Below are 19,249 nucleotides of genomic sequence, written 5' to 3'. Positions count from 1 at the left end.
TCGCAGCTCACTGGAAGCGGACCATCATGCTGGTTCCAAGCAACCTGCGGGATCGTTGAGCGGCTGATGCCGGAGGAGTTGTGGGAGCTGTTCCAGCGTGTGACGCCGGAGGCGCCCACGCGGCCTCAAGGCGGTGGCCGGCGCAGGCACGGTGCCCGTGAGGTTCTGGCTGCGATCGTGTTCGTTGCGACGTCCGGCTGTACCTGGCAGCAGCTGCCTGCTGCATCGTTCGGTCCGTCCGGAGCGACGGCTCACCGCCGCTTCACGGAGTGGACGAAGGCCAGGGTGGGGGCGAAGCTCCACCGCCTGGTCCTCGACGAACTGGTGAACATGCGCACCATGCGGGTGCCAACATCCATGACAGCCAGGCCCCGATCCCGCTCGTGAAGGGCATACCGACGGTTCCGGTCCCGCCGGGGCCCCCGACGTCGCAGACCCGCAAAGCTCCATGCCGACAAGGCGTCGCCACGAGCGCAAGGCCGAGCACTTCCTCGCCTTCACGGGTATCGCCTGCAGCCTCATCTGCTGCCGGCGGCTCGCCCGCTGATGTGGGCTCGCAGCAACTGCACCGCCAGGTCATGGCCGTAGCGATTCGCCATGTCCATGGGGGTGTCACCGTCTGGATCCGCAAGCCCCGGATCAGCACCAAAGGCCAGCAGCACAGCAGTGGTATGCACAGTCAACGGTCGCCCACTCTGCAGGGAGCTGTCGCCCTCGACGTCGATCGAATGTGTCAGCAGCGTCATATTGCTTCAGACCTCATTGGGATCGGAGCCGTCGGCCAGTAGCCGGGCCAGAGTCTCCACATCCTCGTACTCGACCGCGTGATGGGCGGGTGTCCAGTAGTCGCTCACCAAGGCATTCAACCGCCACCGTGATGACCACCAGCGGACGAAGAACCTTTTGGCACGACTGATCGATCTGCAGCCCTGGCCCGGTCGCTTAGAGCAGAGCAGATCCGAAGGCGGGGCATGGTGGGCACGCGCATAGCCGCACGCCGAACTATGTTGTCCCGCCACATGTGCTCCTGACCTGCATGTTCCTACGGTGTGGCGACACGTAACCGTCCCCACCGCACACGAGGAAGTGGCGTACATGACGTCCCCAGCATCCGCTCCACCGACGCCGAACAACCTCCGTGGCATCGTCGCCGCCAGCCTCATAGGCACCACCATCGAGCGGTACGACAACTCATTCGATCAGGGCTAGGACCTGCGGCTTTCCATGATTCCGGCCCTCGTCGAGCGGCACGTACTCGACCACGTCGTCCCGATCGGAGCGCGCCGCCGCCTGACAGGCCTGCGGATCACGGTCAACCCGCACACCGCGCCCTCGTCCGTACAACGTGGCCTGCGGGCACGGCTGTTCTCCCTTCAGCTTTCGGTCATGGGGCAGAGGTCACGCTCGTCGTCGGCGTGCATGGCGGCTATGACGCGGGGCGTACGTTGCGCGCGGTGAAGACATACGTCCCCGATGGAACGCGGTAGACGGCCCGGTCGGCGTCGCTGCGCTGGAACTGCGCGCCCTCGGGGGTCGCGTGCACGGTGCGGTCACCCGTCGGCACGCGTACCTCGGCCGTGGTGTTCGGGGGGATCTCGACCGTGAGCCGGAAGATGCCCTTGTCGAGGGTCCATTCCGTTGCCGCCTTGCCGTGGGGGGTCTGGTAGCTCCCTTCGGCTTGGGTGAGGTCGCCGACGACGCGTGGATCGATCACCAGGTCGCGGTAGCCGACGGAGCCTGGGGCCTGCCGGATGCCGGCCAGGCCGCTGTGGAACCACTCCTCGATCTGCAACAGGATCATGTGGTTCTTCGAGGCGTCGATGCCCCAGTGCTCGGGGATGGTCGTCAGGCCGCCGGGGTTCGCCGTGGTCGGTGCCATGAAGAAGCCGTAGCTGGGCCGGGTGTCTTCCTGGAGCACGTCCCACAGCACATCGTCGCGGCCGGCGGCCGTCAGCGCGCGCACGGTCGGGGCGAGTCCTATGGTGCCGCCGCTGAGGTGGGGTCCGCCGCCGTACGGCTGGAAGCCGTGGATCAGCTCGACCAGTGCGTCGAGGACCCGCTTGCGCTCGTCTTCGGGGACCAGTCCCTCGTCGAGCGCGAGGGCCTGGGCGGCCTGGGTCGCGCCGGTGGTGCCCGCGTCGCCCTGGCTGGTGTAGCGGCCGAGTGCGGAATTGTAGAACGCGGTGTTGAACGCCGCCTTGATGGTGGCCGCGAGGTCACGGTACTCGCGCGCGTCCGCGTCCCGTCCCAGCAGGGCGGCCATTTTGGCCATCCGGTCGGCGATTTGGTGGTATCCCCAAGTGCCGGTGATGCGGCCCGAGGTGGGTTCGGCCGCGATCCAGTCCGCCAGTGCGGCGTCGACGATGTGTGCGTCGGCGCCCGTGCCCGTCTTCCTGGTCCTGATGTACTGCAGGAACGCCTGCATCTGGGAGTAGTACCGGGCCATCGTCGAGGTGTCGCCGTAGGTCTCGTAGAGGAACCACGGCACCAGGACGATTCCTTTGCCCCAGTTGATCTCGTCGCCGAACCGGCCGAGGTAGCCCCAGTCGTACACCGGCGCCTTGAGCGCGACGTTGCCGATGTTGTCGCCGGTCTTGGACTGCCCCTCCGCCAGGTGGCGTTGCATCGTGCGCAGGTAGGCGGCGTAGCCGAAGTTCCGGTGCAGGGAGCCGAAGGGCTGCAGGTAGTCCGCGGGGTAGGCGAGCTTCTCCCGCCCGGGGCAGTCGGTGAACGTCGACATCGTGTTGCTCGTGATCGAGTAACGGGCCATGCGGTGGATGCGGTTGATGCGGTCGTTGGAGGTCCGGATGTGGCCGGCCACCGGGGTGTCCGCGTACAGCTGCAGACCTGTGATCGTGTCGGTCGTCGGCCGGTAGCCCTCCGGCAGGCCGGTCACCTGGACCCACTGCATGCCGGAGTAGTGGAAGCGGGGGTGCCACCTCTCGCCGTGGGGGTCGCCGTGGGTGGTGTACGCGGCGAAGATGTCAGTGCCCCGGCGTCCGCCGCCGCCCATGATGGACGCCTGGTCGACCGTACCGTCGGCGGCCAGCGATTCGGCCGGGAGCATCTTGATCGTCGTACCGGCCGGCACGCTGCCGTCGACGCTGAGCTGCGGCCAGCCCGCAAATGCCTGACCGAAGTCGAACACCCACACACCCGGCTGAGGCTGCGTCACACCGACCGGGCGGATCCGGTCCATGACCTTCACCGGCTCACCCGCCCGCCAGACAAGATCCGTTGTCAGGTTGGGAGGCGGGGCGATACCCGCGTCGATCCACCCAACGGGCGAGCCGTCGCGGCGCTTCGCCGTCGCGCCCAGGTCGGCGCCGGGGGCGGTCCATCCGGGCTGCTCCCGGCGGGAGTCGTAGTCGGAGCCCGAGTACCAGTTGGCGGTCGTCGTCGCGCCGAGCGCCGCCTGCCACGTCCGGTCGCTGACGATCGTCTCGGTGAAGCCGTCCGCTGTCGTGATCTCCAGCCGGGCGATCATTCGGGGCGTCACGGCGGCGCCGGCGCTCGGATCCGTACTGGCGAGGGAGTTCCCGGATCCGGTGACCTCGGCGTCCGCCGCGTGGGCGGCGCTCAGGGGCGGCTCGAAACTGATGCCCGTACCGTCCGGGCCCGCGGTACCGATCGCGGTGATCGTACGGGACTCCAGCCGCTCACCGCCGTCGCCCGTGTCGATGTTGATCGTGCCGCCGATGTGATAGCCGGTCACGTTGCTCACCTTGACGGCGGCGTCCCCGGCGGCGGCCGGCACGGCCAGCGTTCCGCTGCCCTTGAACTGGCTCTGCCACCAGCTGTACGGGGCTGTGCGACCGGTCGCCGGGTTGGTGACCGAGCGCGTGACCAGGGCGGTTCCGTGCCCCAGTTCGACGCCCAGGGTGTTGGTGCCTGGGCGGATCAGATGCGTCACGTCATGGGCGCGGTACTCCGTGGTGAGCTGGTAGTTGGAGGTGCCGGGTGCGAGCGCCTCGTCGGTCACGGCCTTGCCGTTGAGCGTGGCGTGGTGAAGGCCGACCCCCGACAGGTACAGGCGGGCCTTGGTGATCTTCGCCCCGTGCCGCCGGCCGACCGTGAACGCACGCGCGAAGATCGGCAGCGGATCACCGACGTCCCGGCCGGGACACTCGATCCACTGGGCCGCGCCCCAGTCGCCACGCTGCAGCAGTCCCATCTCCCACGAGGCGGGACGGCTCCAGTCGGTCATGTCACCGTGTGTGCTCCAGACCCTGACCTGCCACACGACCGACTGACGGGACCGCAGCGCATCTCCGCCCCACGCGATGTCGGTCTGAGCGTCCGAGCGGACTTCGCCCGAGTCCCACAGGTACCGGCCGGCAGCCAGTTCGCGCGTGCCGCGTGCCGCCCGGATCCGGTACGCGGCCTGTCGCCACCCGGCCGGAGCATGGGTGACGTGCCAGCTCAGCCGCGGCGTCGGGTCGTCGACGCCGAGCGGCTCGTCGCTCCGGCCGTTGGCGGCGAGATGGTCGACCGTCGCTCGGCGGGGTCCGGCAGCGGCGGCCGGGGCGGCGGTCGCGAGGGGCAGCGCCAGTCCGGCCGTCCCTGCTACAACGGTCCCGATGACTTGTCTGCGGCTCATGTCACCGTGCGGCTCTGCGGACATACCTCACTCCTCGATGGCTGTGGAAGGGGTCGCGGTCACATCGGCAGCGGTCACGAACCGGCCTTGTACTCGGTGTCCATGTCGCCGAGGAGTTCGCGGGGCGTCGACTGCCCGCTGAAGATCTCCTGGAGGCCGCTGAGCATGGTCTGCTGCACCTTGGCGTTGGGCCACAGCTGATCCATGAAGGGCACCGTGCGGTCGTCCTGTATGAACGTGGCGAGTTCGGTCAGGGACGGGTCGACCTCATGGCCCGTGCCGGGGAGTGAAGGCAGACTTCCCTGCTTCTTGACGAAAAGGTTCATGCCCTCCGGCGACATCACGAAGTTCACGAACTTCAGGGCGACTTCCTCGTTCTTCGCCTCGGCGTTGACGCCGTAGCCGGCACCCGCAGCGGCCGGGATGAGGGCCGCGGACGGGTCGTCGGTGGCCGGAAGTGCCTTGAAGGTGAACGTGCCCTTCGGGTTCTTGCCCTTGAGGAGGGCGATCACCCAGTTGCCCTGGACGATGCCGAGCGTCTTGCCGGTGGCGGCAAGTTGCTGGCTGGCCTCGTAGTTGGTGCCCAGCGGGTTCTTCTGGAAGCAGCCGGTCTTCTCCATCGTCAGGTACTTGTCGACGGCGGTGGTCCACGGCGACTTGGCGAAGGTGGCCTGTCCGGCCTGCATCTTCTGGTCGAAGTCGCGATCGGGGCCGTAGACAGTCGTGGCGACCAGTGCGTACAGCACGAGTTGGGTGACCCAGTTGTCCTGGTTGCCCAGTGCGAAGGCGGGAGTTCCCTTGGCCTTCGCGTCCCGGCAGAACGCGAGCAGTTCGGTCCAGGTCTCCGGCGGGGTGAGTCCGGCCTTCTCCATGGCCTGCTGGTTGTAGACAGCGCCGATGCCGTTCAGCCCGAAGACCGCGTTGTAGGTCTTCCCCTCGTACTGGGCCACGCTCTTGACCGCGTCCGGCAGCTTGGCGGCCCACAGCTGGTCCGAGAGGTCACGCAGATAGCCCGGCTCGGCCAGGACGTAGGTGGCACCGGGATTGCCGTCGCCCGGCCAGACGGACACCACGTCCGGTGCGGTACCCGAGGACAGCTGGGTGCGGATCTGCTGCTGGTACTGGTCCGCGCCGCTGGTGGTGTAGCGGACCTTGACGCCCGGGTTGGCCTTCTCGAACGCCTTCACGACGTCCTCGACCGAGCCCTGGTCGATGGAGGCGAGCGTCAGAGTCTTGGAACCGCCGCCGGAGTCGCTCGCCTTCGTGCCGCCGCTGCAGGCGGCCAGCAGAGCGGCGGCTGTCACGGCCGCGACCAGAGTCATCGGTGTGCGTGTCTTCATCTTGTCCCCCTCGGGGAAGTGACAGTGGGCGTGGGTGAGGGACGGGAGCCGCGGGTCATCCCCGCAGCCCTCCCGCGAAGCCGTTGATGATGCTGCGCTGCAGCAGGAAGTAGACGATCAGGACGGGCAGGATGCTGATCACGAGCGCGGCGAAGATGAGGTTCCAGTCGGTGACGTACTGGCCGACGAACCCGGCGATCGCGACCGGCATGGTCTGCTGGGCGCTGCCGCTCAGATACAGCAGCGGGGTGAAGAAGTCGTTCCACACGGCCACCGTGTTGAGCACCAACGCCGTGACCGTGACGGGCTTGAGCATCGGCAGCACCACTCGCCGGAAGGCCTGCAGCGGTGTGCAGCCGTCGATCAGGGCCGCGTCCTCGAAGTCCCTGGGCAGGGCGCGCAGGAAGCCGACGTAGAGGAAGACGGTGAACGGCACCTGCAGCCCGGAGTAGAAGAGGACCAGCGCCCACGGGGTGCCGAGCAGACCGAGGTCGCGCATGGTCTGGTAGAGCGGCAGGGAGGCGAGTTGGAAGGGCAGCACCAGGCCCAGCAGGACGAGCAGGTACGTTCCCCGCGACCAGCGGGCCGTGATCCGGGCCAGCGGATAGGCCGCCAGGGAGGAGACGGCGAGTACGACGACGACACTGCACGCCGTCACCAGCAGGCTGTTGGCCAACGCGCCGCCCAGCGAGCCCTGTTGCCAGGCCTGCGTGAAGTTGTCCAGGGTCGGCGAGCTGGTCGGCCGGATCGGTGAGGAGGTGTCGGAGGACGGACGTACGGCCAGGTTGACCAGGACGTACAGCGGGAAGGCCACGAACAGGGCGGCGGCGATCATCGCCAGTTCCAGGGCGAGCGTGCGGCGGCTGTAGCGGTTCATGACGCGGCCTTCTCGTTGCGGGAGAGCAGCAGGTACTGCCCCGTGGAGGCGACCGCCACGATGATGGTCAGGACCACCGCGAGGGCGATGCTGTAGCCGAACTCGCCGAGGGTGAAGGCGTCCTTGTAGATCAGCGTGGAGATCGTGTCGGTCGCGTGTCCGGGCCCTCCGCCGGTCAGCGCGTGCACCTGGTCGAAGAGTTTGATCCCGCCGATGATCGACAGCATCAGGTTGATGGTGAGGGCGGGGGCCAGCAGCGGGCGGGTCACCGACCAGAAGCGCCGTACGGGGCCGGCGCCGTCCATCGCCGCGGCCTCGTGGATCTCCTTGGGCACCGACTGGAGCCCGGCCAGGAAGATCACCATGGAGTAGCCGGCGAACTGCCACACGACGACTCCGACGACGGCCCAGAGGGCGAGGTCGGGATCTCCCAGCCAGTCCTGTTCCCAGCTGTCCAGTCCGACCGCGCCCAGGAGACTGTTCACGGCGCCGTCCGGGCCGAGCAGGTTCCGCCACAGGTAGGCGGTCACGATGGGGGTGACCACCGCCGGGGCGAACAGGAACACCCTCAGCAGATTCCGGGACCTGATGGCCGAGTTGACGCCGAGGGCCAACGCCAGCCCCACCGCGTTCTGTACGACCGTGATCGCCACCGCGATCAGCAGGGTGTGCCAGACGGCCTGCCGTGCGTCGGCGTCGCCGAGCATGTCGGAGAAGTTGCCGAGACCGACGAAGGAGAAATCGCGGCTCAGGCCGTCCCAGTCGGTGAACGCGTAGTACACGCCGCGGGCACTGGGCGCCAGGACGACGAAGGCGAACAGCAGCAGGGCCGGCAACACGAACCACCAGGGCGGCCCGTTGTGGCCCCGGCGGACACGTGTCGCCGAAGCCGGAGCCGGGAGTCGGCCACGATCCGGAAGCCGGTCTTGCGAAGCGAGGGTCACGGGCGGACCTACTTCCTTGAAACGTTTCACACAGGTGCCGGGGCAGGCTCGGTCCAGCTCGACGCAGAAGCGGGAACGGTGCCGGCTGTCGGCGCGCAGTGAGGTGAAGTCCGGCGTCGGCAATCCGCCGCCGGAGGCGAATTTGGGTAACGTTGCCCAAGCGGTGCTGCCAGACCCTAAAGAGCCTCCACCGTGACGTCAAGATGCCGCACAAGCTGCACTTGTGTTATGAGACCGGGGCTGCGAAGAGTCTCGCGAGCGGGGTACGACTGGAGCCGCATCTACCCTCGTCGGAGCGTCCGCTCGTACACTCCCTCGACAACGTTCCCCATCTCCGGAGGGCACCGGATGGAGCCGCCAGCACCGCAGCGCCGTGTCACCATCGTCGATGTCGCACGGCACGCCCAGGTGTCCACCACCGCCGTCTCGAAGGTGCTGCGCAACGCTTACGGGGCCAGCCCCGAGATGCGCGCGAAGGTACGGCGGGCAATCGACGAACTGGGCTACCGGCCCCTCGCGGCCGCGCGGGGCCTGCGCGGCCAGACGTACACCATCGGTGTGATGCTGCCCGACATCCGCAACCCGTTCTTCCCCGAGATCCTCGACGGGATCACCGGCCACCTCGCGGACACCGACTACCAGGTCTTCCTGGGGCCCGGCGGCTGCAACGACGAGCAGGCGGAAGCGCGCGTCACGGACGCCATGATCGACCGCGGGATGGACGGCATCATCCTGATCGCACCCGTGTCATCGCGCGCCCGTCTCGAACACATCGCCTCCGCCGTACCGGCCGTGGTCGTCGGCCGCCACGGCCACTCCGCGGTGTACGACACCGTGACGGACGACGACATGGCGGGGGCGTCCCTGGTCGTCGGCCACCTCGCCGGGCTGGGACACCGGCGGATCGCCCACATCGAGCATCGCGAGACCGACGCGACGCGCCGCGCGGAGATGCCCAACGCCCAGCGCGCGGACGGCTATCGGCGCGCCATGCAGGCCATCGGCCTCGCGGAGGAGATCGATGTCGTCTCCACCAGCTACACCCAGCAGGGCGGCTACGAGGGGGCCAGGCAGCTGCTGGCTCGTCCTCGACGGCCCACGGCCGTCTTCGCCGGCGCGGACATCGTCGCCATGGGGGTGCTGGAGGCCGTCGCCGAAGCAGGGCTGTCGGTTCCCGGTGACATCTCGGTGGCCGGCTACGACAACACGACTTTCGCCTCCTTCGGCCCCATCTCGCTGACGAGCGTCGACCAGGCGGGGCACGACATCGGAGGGAACGCGGCGCGCCTCCTGCTCGAACGGATCGCCGATCGTCAGAAGACATCAGTGCAGGTCAAACTCTCGCCCATGCTGGTACCGCGCCGCACCACGGCAGCTCCCCAGGCGTAGACCGGCAACGCCTGGACGGGAAAGCCGCATTCAACCGTTCGGTTGAACGCGGGCTTCCACCTCTTCGGGACCTCATCGCTCCGTGCGGAGGACGCGACGCCGACGCGGGCCGTACCAGAATGATCACCGCCCGTGGCACGCGCCTGGCCTTCACGCCACCCCCTTCCGAGAGGTTCCCCTCGCATGCCCAGATTCCCCAGCAGGCGACGTGTCCTCACCACCAGCGCCGGTGCCGTCCTCGGCACGGCCGCCTTCGGTGTGTCAGCGCTCCCGGCCTCCGGCTCCCACGCGTCAGCGCGCTCGACCGGAGGTGAGGAGACCAGGTCGCTGGACGAGCTCTACCGAGCCGCCCTCGCGGAAGGCGGGAAGCTCGTCGTCTACGCCGGCGGTGACACGCCGACGCAGCAGGACGGCACCAAGGCCGCCTTCAGGGACCGCTTCCCGGACATCGACCTGACGCTGATCGTCGACTACAGCAAGTACCACGACGTGCGTGTCGACAACCAGTTCGCCACCGGCACCCTCGTTCCGGACGTCGTGCAGTTCCAGACGCTTCACGACTTCGACCGCTGGAAGCGGCAGGGGCGCCTGCTGCACTACAAGCCTGCCGGGTTCTCGAAGGTCTACGACAAGTTCAGGGACCCGGACGGGGCGTGGGTGGCCACGGGAGCGATCGCCTTCAGCTTCATGTACAGCACGGCGGAGGTGGGCTCGGACGTGCGGCTCACCCCTCGCGACCTGGTCGACCCGAAGTGGAAGGGCCAGATCGCCTCCTCGTACCCGCACGACGACGACGCGGTCCTCTACCTCTACGCGCTGTACGCCCGGACGTACGGCTGGGACTGGGTGGCCCGGCTCGCCGCCCAGGACGTCCGGTTCGCCCGGGGCAGCAACTCCCCCGGCGAGGCGGTCTTCGGCGGGCAGAAGGCCATCGGCGTCGGCACCGCGGGATCGGCGGTCGGGTCGTCCCCGGCGAGGTTCGTGATCGACGACGGGCACCCGTTCATGGCCTGGGGCCAGCGCACCGCCGTCCTCAAGCAGGCCGGGAACAGCACGGCCGCCAAGCTGTTCCTCAACTGGCAGCTGTCGACGGAGATGCAGAACGGATCCTTCAACGGCTGGTCCGTGCGTACCGATGTCACTCCCCCGGCCGGTCTGAAGCCGATCTGGGAGTACCCCAACGCCCACCTGGACGGGTTCCCCCGTTTCATGGCCGACCGGGCCGAGGTGGAGCGCTGGAAGCAGACCTTCGCCCTGTACTTCGGCGAGGTCCAGGGCGCTCCCACGCCAGGTTGGCTCGGGCTGCACCCGGGGGCGTAGCCCCCGGCGGGGCTGCTGTTCCGCACGGCTGCCGCCTGGCGGAACGGCAGCCCCGCTCTTCACATGAGCCCTACAAGCGGTGGATAGACCCACCCCCTGTCCCAATGGATCTTCCGTCCAAGGGGTGTGTCGTGCCCGACGGGTGTGTCGTGCCCGACCCCGGCCCTGTGAACGCTTCCGCGCCGGTCAACCACAGACGGTTCGGCCCGAGGCAGCTGCCGCATCTGCTGTTCTTCCTCGTCGTCGGCGCCGCGGTGGTTCGCCTCGCCCGTCTCAACATCCCGCTGTGCTGGGAGATCGTGACCGTCAGCGGGCTCCTCGCCGGGGTCCTACGCGGGGGGCCTCGCGCTGGGGAGCAGGCTGGGAAGGCGCGCCCGCAACGCCTGGGTCGGGGTTCTCCTCCTGCTGTGGGCGGTCCTCGTCCTCCTCACTCCGCCTCCCTTCACCGGCGCCTATGTCTGGTGCGCCGTGCCGCTGGCGTGTGTGACGCTGTCCACGCTCTCGGCCCGGGCTGCCGGTGCTGCGCTGACCGCGGTCACCGCTCTGCTCGTCGGTCAGCTGACCCGTACCGCGGGCGGGTTCGACCCGGAGATGGTCCTGATCCCCGTGGCGGCCGTCTGGGGCACGATGGCCCTGTACCGAACCCAGCAACGCAATGTCGCGGAGCGCCAGCGTCTGGTCGAGGAGCTGCGCAGCACACGCGACGTACTGGCGGACGAGCGGCACCGGAGCGGCGCGCTCGAGGAACGCGCACGCATCGCCCGTGACCTGCACGACACGCTCGCCCAGGAACTGTCCGGCAGCCTGATGCTGTTGCAGGCGGCCGAACAGGACTGGGACGAGCGGCCCGACGTGGCACGTACCCGGGTGCGTGCCGTCGCCGACGGCCTGGACGCGGGGCTCGCCGAGACCCGGCGGATCATCCAGGATCTCTCCGCGCCCGAAGTCGCCGAGGCCGGACTGGAGGGTTCCCTGCGGCTGCTGTGCGCCCGGGTGGGCGGGCCGGGCGATGTCGGCCGTGTGCAGTTCCGCTCTGCGGGCGGCCTGGCCGTAGGCCTGGACGAACAGACCGCGACCACCTTGTTCCGCGTGGCGCAGAGCGTGCTGGCGAACGTCCGGGAACACGCGCACGCCACCAGCGCATCAGTAACGGTCCGTCATCTCAGCGACCGCGTCGAGCTGGACGTGTGCGACGACGGCGTCGGCTTCGACCCCGGCCGCGTCGGTGAATCGGTGCCGCCGGGCCGGGGATTCGGTCTCCTCGCGACTCGGGAGCGCCTACGCAAGACCAGCGGTGATCTCGCGGTCCACAGCGCGCCCGGCCGGGGCACGCGCATCCGGGCCACGGTTCCCGCCTCCTCGTCGCGCCCCTGCCCGACGCTCCCCCTCGCCGCGACGGCAGCCCGATGACGGCCCCGTCGCGCCGCGTCCTGATCGCCGACGACCACACAGTGGTCCGAGCCGGGCTACGGGCCCTGCTGGAGGGCACGCCCGATCTTCACGTGATCGCGGAGGCCGGCACCGGTGAGGAGGCTGTGCGTCTCGCCCTCGCGCTGACACCCGATGTGGTGCTGATGGACCTGCGCTTCGCGGGCACGAGCCAGGGCATCGACGGGATCGAGGCGATCCGCCGGCTGGCCGGCGAGGCTCCTGGCATGCCCGTGGTGATGCTGACCAGCTATTCGGGACGGGCCGACGTCGTACGGGCCCTGGAGGCCGGGGCGCGCGGGTACGTCCTCAAGGCCGGGCCGCCTGAGGATCTCTTCCGAGCCGTGCGCAGCGCCGCCGAGGGCGGTTTCGGCCTCGCGGCGGAGGTGGTCGGCGGCCTCGTCGGGCAGGTGGTGAGTCCTGCGCCGGAGCTGACGCAACGGGAGAGCGAGGTCGTCCGGTTGATGGCCGACGGACACAGCAACCGCGCCATCGCGGACGCCCTGTATTTGAGTGAGGCGACCGTCAAGACGCACCTGGTGCGCATCTACCGCAAACTCGGCGTCGACAACAGGGCGGCGGCGGTCTCCGAAGCGGTGCGCCGGGGGCTGCTCGAACTCACCTGAGGGCTGGCTGCCCGGCTCGGCGGATGCCGCGCCGGGCAGCCCTCAGCTCTTCGCAACGTCCTACACGAGGTGGGTCACGCGGGCAAAGGGGGGAGTCATGACCATCGGAGACCTCCTGGTGGCTGGTGCGCGGACGTGGCCTTCGCCGGGCCGTGTCCGGCTCGCGGATCGGCGGAACAGGCCAGCTCACTGCTTCAGGGAAGTAGACGGACACCCCCGTCCCGAGCCGGGATGAGGCCCGCCGCCTACGGCATCGTCGGGCCGTGGCCGAGGGGTCCGACCGGACCGGAGCGAAGGCGCCCGCCGTCGCTTTGCAAGTGGTGGATCACGCGGCCGACCGCCGGGATGTGGCGGGTGCGGGGGTGGTCGGTGACATCGGCTCTTCGGGCGGCAGGGCCTTGGGCAGGCGGGGCACCCAGGCCAGGCCGATGAGGGCTGCGACCAGCATCAGGGCGAGAAGAAGGCCGAAGAACAGCCGGGTGTGGCCCAGGGCGAAGACGGGCGTACCCAGCGCGGCCAGTCCGGCGACGGCTCGGGTGAAAGCCATCGTCACGCCCTGGGCTGTGGCCCGCAGCAGGGTGGGGAACAGTTCCTGGGACCAGACCTTGTAGATGGACTCGCCGGCGAAGGAGTTGCCGAGGCCGGAGATGAGCATGACGGCGACCAGGGTGAACTTACTGGGGCCGAGCAGCGCGGGAAGCGCCCAGGCGATGACGATGAGGGCGGTGCCGGCGGCGAACCAGGCATGCCTGGCGGGCCGGTCGACGACCCGCATGAACACCAGGCCGGCGAGGAAGCCTGTCGGCAGTCCGAGGAGGGTCAGCTGGGAGAACTGGGCGACCTCTCCCTTGGCGAGCGCGGTCCACAGGAAGGTGCCGAACTGGCCGAGGGTGTTCGCACCGAGGTTCCAGGTCGCGTAGTACAGGCCGGTGGCGAGCAGGGCGTAGACGGTCGGTGCCCGGAAGAGATCACGGACGCGGCTGAACTCCATGGTCTCCGAGACCGCCGTGGGACGCGCTTCGGCGGCCCTGCGCGCGGCCGTCCATTCTGCCGACTCCCTGAGGCTGAGACGCAGCAGCAGAACCACGACCGCCACGACCAGCAGGTGGGCGAAGAGGATCCGGCCGCCGAGGATGCCCTGCGCTCCCATGAAGGAGGTCAAGCCGAGCACGGCCACGATGCCGGCGAGCCACAGCATGCCGGAGAACACGACCATGGTGCCCTTCTTGCCGGCCGGTGCCTCCTCGTTGACGAGCGCGAGCGACACGGGAAGGTCCGCGCCGATGGCGAGACCGGTCGCCATGACACCGGCATACAGCAGGGCAGGTCCGGCGGCCACGAGGAGCAGCAGGACGCCGGCAGCGTAGAGGACGAGGGAGAGAGTGAAGATCTTCCGGCGGCCGAACCGGTCGCCCAGTCGGCCGCCGGAGAGCGCACCGGCCGCGAACGCCAGCGTCTGCAGGCCCAGCAGAGATCCGATGGTGCCGGCGCCGAGCTGGAGCGGCCCGGCATAGTAGCCGCCGATGGCGATTCCCGACGTGACCAGGGCCGAGGCGTCCAGATAGGAGGCCATACCCGCGAGGGTCGCGGTCTTCCACGGGCTTCTCGTGGCGTCCTGGATGCCGGACACGCGTCCTCCTCTACGAGCACCGGGACGGGGGTGGCAAGCTTGGTGGCCTGGATGGGCTCCACGCCCGGGCAGGCGTCGAGTCGTCCGGGCGGCCGTGAGCAGTCAGTGACTGTGCACCGCTCGGGGCGAGAGGTCCCTACTCGTCTCACTTACGCGTGCCAGTTGTGTGGATCTGGCGGGTAAGCTAACCGCGACCGTGGGCTTTGAACAAGAGGTGCGACTGAGGGCGGCGGGTGACCGGGGTGTCCGGCGGCAGGCGGGTGACCAGCGCGGATGTCGCGCGGGAGGCCGGGGTTTCGCGCGCGACGGTGAGTTATGTCCTCAACGACGTTCCCCACCAGAAGATCCCCGAGGCCACGCGACAGCGGGTGTGGGACGCCGCCGCCCGGCTCGGCTACGCGCCCTCGGCCGCGGCGCGTGCCCTGCGCACCGGGCGCTCGGAGATCGTGCTCGGCCTGCTGCCGGACTGGCCGATCGAGCACGTCCTCGGACGGCTCATCCAACAGCTGACCAACACCTTCGCCGAGAACGGGCTGACCTTCGTGGTGCACTCGTCGGCCCATCCCGCACGCCCCCTGCGGGACATCTGGAAAGCCATGACCCCGGCGGCCGTGTTGGCCCTCCAGGACTTCGACGACCGGGAGGCCGACGCGATGCGGGCGGCAGGCATCGAGGTGGTCATGGCGATGCACGGGTCGATACGGGGTGAGCCCCGGCCTCCCCTGGTGTCCGAGCAACCGATCGGCGCACTGCAGGCACGGCACCTCGCCGCACCCCACCGCCGACTCGGCTACGCCTACCCCGATCTGCCGGGACTCGACGTACTGGCCCAGCCGCGACTGGACGGCGTCCGCAAGGTGTGCGCCGAACTGGATCTCCCGGAGCCGGATGTTCGGACGGTACCCCTGGACGCGCCGGGCGCCGCAGAAGTGGTCAAGGCGTGGCTGGCCGCCGACCCACCGGTGACGGGCATCTGCGCGTTCAACGACAACGTCGCCCTCGCCGTGCTCGCAGGCTTGAGCCACCTCGGACTGCGCGCTCCGCAGGACCTGGCCGTGATCGGCGTCGACGACATCCCGGGCGCGTCGCTGGCACACCCACCGCTCACCACGGTCGTCCGCGACACCGACGCCATCGCGCGGGGCCTGGCCCGCCGCGTCGTTGACAGGCTGGGCGGAAAAGAGATCCCCGCCGAACCCCTCCGGGACGAGCTCCTGCTCCGGGTCCGCGAATCCGCCTGACCGGCGCGCTGGAAATTCGGGAGCCGGCGATCAACCCCTGCTCAGCTGCTGCAGCCTCAGCTTGATCCTGTCGGGGATCCTGGTTGCGCCGTGCGGCGCTGTCGGTTCGAGCGGAGGTGAGAGACCGTCCGCCAGGCGAGCGTACGGCATCGCTCGGTTTCGAGAACGCCGCGAAAACCGGCCTCAGCCGTTGCGACCACAACCTGATTTCCGCGGACGCGAAATCGGTGACAGGGAGAAGCCGAATGTCGTGCTCCCGCGCGTACTCGTCTCGGTATTCCGTCTGGCGGGGCCAGGCCCGAGGATACTGTCCTTGCCGCTCGTCCGACCGGGACGTGCGGTGGCCCTGGGACGCGCGGAGATCTGATGGAACGACGACAGCTGGAGTATTTCATCGCCGTGGTCGAGCACGGCGGTTTCACGGCCGCGGCCCTTGCGCTCCACGTCGCCCAACCCTCGCTGTCCCACGCGATCCGCACCCTGGAGCGCGAATTCGGAGGGCAGCTCTTCCACCGCCTCCCGCACGGTGTCGCGCTCACCACGGCGGGCGAGGCGCTGGTCCAGCCGGCCCGGCAGGTCCTGCGTGATCTGTCCACGGCCCGTTCGCTGGTCCGCGAAGTGCTCGGGCTCAGCGGCGGCCGGCTCGACATCGTCTCCCAGACGACCCTCTCGGTCGACCCGCTCGCCGGGATGCTCGGCCGCTTCCACCGAGTGCATCCCAAGGTCTCCATACGTGTCGTCGACCCCGAGCAGGGCCCGGCCGTGGCGCACATGGTCGCGGCCGGTCAGTGCGAACTCGGCCTGGTGGACGCCTCGGTGCCCACGGCCGACCTGCGTGGCATCGATCTGCCGGAGCAGGAGATGCACGTCGTGCTGCCACCGGACCACCCGCATGCGCCGGGCGACACCATCACCTCGCGTGAACTGGCCGCCCTGAACCTGATCGTGACACCGCCGGGCACCGAGACCCGGGCGGCGGTGGACGAGGTGTGCACCGCCCTGGGCGTCGTCCCGCGCATCACCGTGGAGACGGCGCACCGCGCGATGATCGTCCCACTGGTCCTCTCCGGCGTCGGTGCCGCGCTGCTGCCGGCCTCCATGGCACGGGACGCCGTGCTGCGCGGGGCACGGATGCTGTCTCCCAGGCCGCGGCTGCTGCGCCACGGCCGGCTGGTGTGGCGATCCGGCCCGCTGTCCCCGGCCGCCCAGGCCTTCGTGACCCTGGCGTCCTCGCCGGCTCAGGACGGACCGCTGCAGGTATAGAAGTTATCTATGGCCCTCATTCAAAACCGGTTTGCGTGAATCCAGAACGTTTTGTTGACCGCCCTCGGTGGCGGCTGCCATTTTTGGCTGCATCGCAGGCAGGAATATTCCGGGATTCACTGGTTCGGCAGCTGCATTTCGCCGGTAATTCCGTCGCGTTGCGAGGGTGTGACATTTCCCCGCCGGGCACCGAATCGGAGAAATACATGAGCGAGTTCGACGCCGGACGGCACATACTTCCGCGGCCCGACACCCGTAGGCCCCTGACGACGGCGATGGACATCCACGACCAGGAGACCCCCTTCACTCCGATCGGCCCGGTGCCTCCGCCCGAGGGCGCACCGAACGTGGTGATCGTGCTCGTCGACGACCTCGGATTCGGTACCTCCAGCGCCTTCGGCGGACCCTGCGAGATGCCCGCGGCCGAGCGACTCGCCGACAGCGGGCTGCGCTACACCCGCTTCCACGTGACGGCCCTGTGCTCGCCGACCCGGCAGGCCCTGCTGACCGGCCGCAACCATCACTCGGTGGGCATGGGCGGCACGACAGAGATGACCACCGCCGCTCCCGGGTACAACGGGTTCCGGCCGCGCAGCGCGGCGACGATGGCCCAGATCCTCCAGGGCAACGGCTACAGCACAGCCGCCTTCGGTAAATGGCACCAGACCCCGCCACGCGAGATCAGCGCCGTCGGGCCGTTCGACCGCTGGCCCACCGGTGAGGGGTTCGACACCTTCTACGGCTTCATGGGCGCCGAGATGAACCACTGGTACCCGCTGCTGTACCAGGGCACCACCCCCATCGAGCCGGATCGCAGGCCCGAGGACGGCTACCACCTGTCCGAGGACCTCGTGGACCACGCCATCGACTGGGTGCGCACCCAGCGCACGCTGACTCCGGACCGGCCGTTCTTCACCTACCTCGCGCTGGGTGCCGCGCACGCGCCGCTGCACGTCGGCCGTGAATGGCAGGAGAAGTACGCCGGGCGGTTCGACCACGGATGGGACCAGCAGCGCAAGGTGACCCTCCAGCGGCAGAAGGAACTCGGCGTCGTACCCCCGGAGACGGAACTGGCGCCCTGGGCCGAGGGCGTTCCCCACTGGGACGAACTCAGTGACAACCAGCGCCGGTTGTCCGCCCGGTTCATGGAGACGTTCGCCGGTTTCACCGAACACGCCGACGTCCAGGTCGGCAGGTTCCTCGACGCTCTGGAGGAGCTCGGCGCACTGGACAACACGATCATCCTCTACATCCTGGGTGACAACGGCGCCTCGGGCGAGGGCGGCATCGAAGGGACGATCGTCGAGCACCGGCTGGGGCACGGCGTGGTGGACGACCCGGACGAGATGATCGACCACATCGAGGAGATCGGCGGCCCGCTCAGCTACCCGATCGCCCCGGCCGGCTGGGCGCTGGCGCTGAACACCCCCTACCAGTGGACCAAGCAGGTGGCCTCGCACTTCGGCGGCACTCGGGACGGGATGATCCTGCATTGGCCGCGCGGGGTGGCCGAACGTGGTGGGCTCCGGCACCAGTTCTCGCATGTGATCGACGTCCTGCCGACCATCCTGGACTGTGCCGGCATCCCGGCGCCGTTCAGTGTGAACGGGGTGGAGCAGCAGCCCATCGAGGGCACAAGCATGCAGCGGACGCTCGCTGATCCGCACGCCCCCGAGCACCGCCGTACCCAGTACTTCGAGATGTGCGGCAACCGGGGCATCTACCACGACGGCTGGATGGCGGTCACCCGGCACGGCATCCCCTGGGAGATGGTGCCGGAGGGCGACCGGAGGTTCGCCGACGACGTCTGGGAACTCTACGACCTGAGCACGGACTGGAGTCAGGCGCACGACCTCGCCGCCGAACACCCCGGGAGACTTCGCGAGTTGCAGGACCTGTTCCTCATCGAGGCGTCGAAGTACCAGGTCTTCCCGCTGGACGACCGGGTCACCGAGCGGGAGAACCCAGCCATGGCCGGCCGTATCGACCTGCTCGGCGACCGCACCTCCGTGACCTACCGTGCGGGCATGCGGCGGTTCACCGAGGAGACCACCCCGAACGTCAAGAACCGCTCGCACAGCATCACCGCCGACGTGGACCTGCCCGAGACAACGACCGAGGGCGTGATCATCGCCCAGGGCGGCCGGTTCGGCGGCTGGACCCTGTATTTCACCGAGGGCAGACCGGCCTACGCCTACAACTACTTCGGCATGAACCTGTACACGGTGCGTGGCGACGAGCCCCTCGCACCGGGGCGGCATGAGATCCGGCTCGACTTCGCCTACGACGGCGGCGGACTCGGCAAGGGCGGCACGGCCGCACTGCTGGTGGACGGGGAGAAGCACGCGACGGGACGGGTCGAGCAGACCATCCCGTACTACTTCTCCTTCGACGAGACACTCGACGTCGGAGTGGACCTGAGCACACCGGTGAGCGACGACTACCCCGTGCTCGACAACGAGTTCACCGGGACCATTCACACCGTGCGCATCGACCTGGACTCCCAGGGCGCCGAATCGCCCAAGTACGACGGCGGACTGCACCGGCGCGTCATGGGGGCCCAGTGAACTGCTGCGCACCGTCCGGCGGCC

The 19,249-nt window shown here is 69.1% G+C and carries 13 protein-coding genes and 2 pseudogenes; 9 read left to right on the top strand and 6 right to left on the bottom strand.

The features are described from left to right. Positions 1-66: 66 nt before the first annotated feature. Positions 67-547 (top strand): annotated as a pseudogene (locus ADL12_RS52950) (transposase). Here ADL12_RS52950 and ADL12_RS23555 read toward each other — a convergent pair. Continuing rightward, positions 519-854: pseudogene (locus tag ADL12_RS23555) on the bottom strand (ankyrin repeat domain-containing protein). The pseudogenes ADL12_RS52950 and ADL12_RS23555 overlap by 29 nt on opposite strands. A 241-nt stretch (positions 855-1,095) precedes the next feature. Here ADL12_RS23555 and ADL12_RS57775 point away from each other — a divergent pair. Further along, positions 1,096-1,209: an MHS family MFS transporter gene (locus ADL12_RS57775; RefSeq protein ID WP_167364428.1), complete on the top strand. Its 114-nt coding sequence runs from the start codon at positions 1,096-1,098 to the stop codon at positions 1,207-1,209. A 217-nt stretch (positions 1,210-1,426) separates the two neighbouring features. Here ADL12_RS57775 and ADL12_RS23550 read toward each other — a convergent pair whose 3' ends face one another. Genes ADL12_RS23550 through ADL12_RS23535 form a run of 4 tightly spaced genes read right to left on the bottom strand, consistent with a single transcriptional unit; the run spans position 1,427 to position 7,656 of the window. Beyond that, positions 1,427-4,624 carry an alpha-L-rhamnosidase gene (locus ADL12_RS23550; protein ID WP_062704822.1) on the bottom strand — a complete coding sequence of 1,066 codons (3,198 nt, stop codon included), beginning with the start codon at positions 4,622-4,624 and terminating at the stop codon, positions 1,427-1,429. Between the two features lie 50 nt (positions 4,625-4,674). Further along, positions 4,675-5,940 carry an ABC transporter substrate-binding protein gene (locus ADL12_RS23545; protein WP_062704820.1) on the bottom strand — a complete coding sequence of 422 codons (1,266 nt, stop codon included), beginning with the start codon at positions 5,938-5,940 and terminating at the stop codon, positions 4,675-4,677. Between the two features lie 55 nt (positions 5,941-5,995). After that, positions 5,996-6,817 (bottom strand): carbohydrate ABC transporter permease, encoded by an 822-nt coding sequence (locus tag ADL12_RS23540; protein ID WP_062704818.1) that lies wholly within the window; start codon positions 6,815-6,817, stop codon positions 5,996-5,998. Then, entirely contained in the window at positions 6,814-7,656 is an 843-nt protein-coding gene (locus ADL12_RS23535) for a carbohydrate ABC transporter permease (protein ID WP_244188026.1), read from the bottom strand. Before ADL12_RS23535 ends, ADL12_RS23540 begins: the two co-directional genes overlap by 4 nt. A gap of 453 nt (positions 7,657-8,109) precedes the next feature. Here ADL12_RS23535 and ADL12_RS23530 point away from each other — a divergent pair, with 453 nt between their 5' ends. From ADL12_RS23530 to ADL12_RS23515, 4 genes are all read left to right on the top strand, one after another. Further along, positions 8,110-9,150, top strand: coding sequence for a LacI family DNA-binding transcriptional regulator (locus ADL12_RS23530; RefSeq protein WP_062704814.1), 1,041 nt, complete (start codon positions 8,110-8,112; stop codon positions 9,148-9,150). Positions 9,151-9,333: 183 nt separating this feature from the next. Then, on the top strand, positions 9,334-10,470 hold the full coding sequence (locus tag ADL12_RS23525; protein ID WP_062704812.1) for an ABC transporter substrate-binding protein: 1,137 nt from the start codon (positions 9,334-9,336) through the stop codon (positions 10,468-10,470). 483 nt (positions 10,471-10,953) lie between these two features. Continuing rightward, positions 10,954-11,880 (top strand): sensor histidine kinase, encoded by a 927-nt coding sequence (locus ADL12_RS23520; protein WP_244188025.1) that lies wholly within the window; start codon positions 10,954-10,956, stop codon positions 11,878-11,880. Further along, entirely contained in the window at positions 11,877-12,524 is a 648-nt protein-coding gene (locus tag ADL12_RS23515; RefSeq protein ID WP_062704809.1) for a response regulator transcription factor, read from the top strand. Before ADL12_RS23520 ends, ADL12_RS23515 begins: the two co-directional genes overlap by 4 nt. Positions 12,525-12,849: 325 nt before the next feature. On the opposite strand, the gene ADL12_RS23510 is transcribed toward ADL12_RS23515, so the two are convergent. Beyond that, positions 12,850-14,154, bottom strand: coding sequence for an MFS transporter (locus ADL12_RS23510; RefSeq protein WP_062704807.1), 1,305 nt, complete (start codon positions 14,152-14,154; stop codon positions 12,850-12,852). A 233-nt stretch (positions 14,155-14,387) separates the two neighbouring features. Here ADL12_RS23510 and ADL12_RS23505 point away from each other — a divergent pair, with 233 nt between their 5' ends. The 3 genes from ADL12_RS23505 (at position 14,388) to ADL12_RS23495 (ending at position 19,225) form a co-directional block, all read left to right on the top strand. After that, positions 14,388-15,395: a LacI family DNA-binding transcriptional regulator gene (locus tag ADL12_RS23505; protein WP_244188024.1), complete on the top strand. Its 1,008-nt coding sequence runs from the start codon at positions 14,388-14,390 to the stop codon at positions 15,393-15,395. Positions 15,396-15,761: 366 nt separating this feature from the next. Then, positions 15,762-16,658 (top strand): LysR family transcriptional regulator, encoded by an 897-nt coding sequence (locus tag ADL12_RS23500; RefSeq protein ID WP_062704805.1) that lies wholly within the window; start codon positions 15,762-15,764, stop codon positions 16,656-16,658. Between the two features lie 206 nt (positions 16,659-16,864). Then, the gene (locus ADL12_RS23495; RefSeq protein WP_062704803.1) at positions 16,865-19,225 is read left to right on the top strand and encodes an arylsulfatase; all 2,361 of its coding nucleotides are present in this window, start codon (positions 16,865-16,867) and stop codon (positions 19,223-19,225) included. Positions 19,226-19,249 lie beyond the last annotated feature (24 nt).

The sequence above is a fragment of the Streptomyces regalis genome (assembly GCF_001509475.1).
Taxonomy (GTDB): domain Bacteria; phylum Actinomycetota; class Actinomycetes; order Streptomycetales; family Streptomycetaceae; genus Streptomyces; species Streptomyces regalis.
This window is presented reverse-complemented; position numbering and strand designations above follow the sequence as displayed.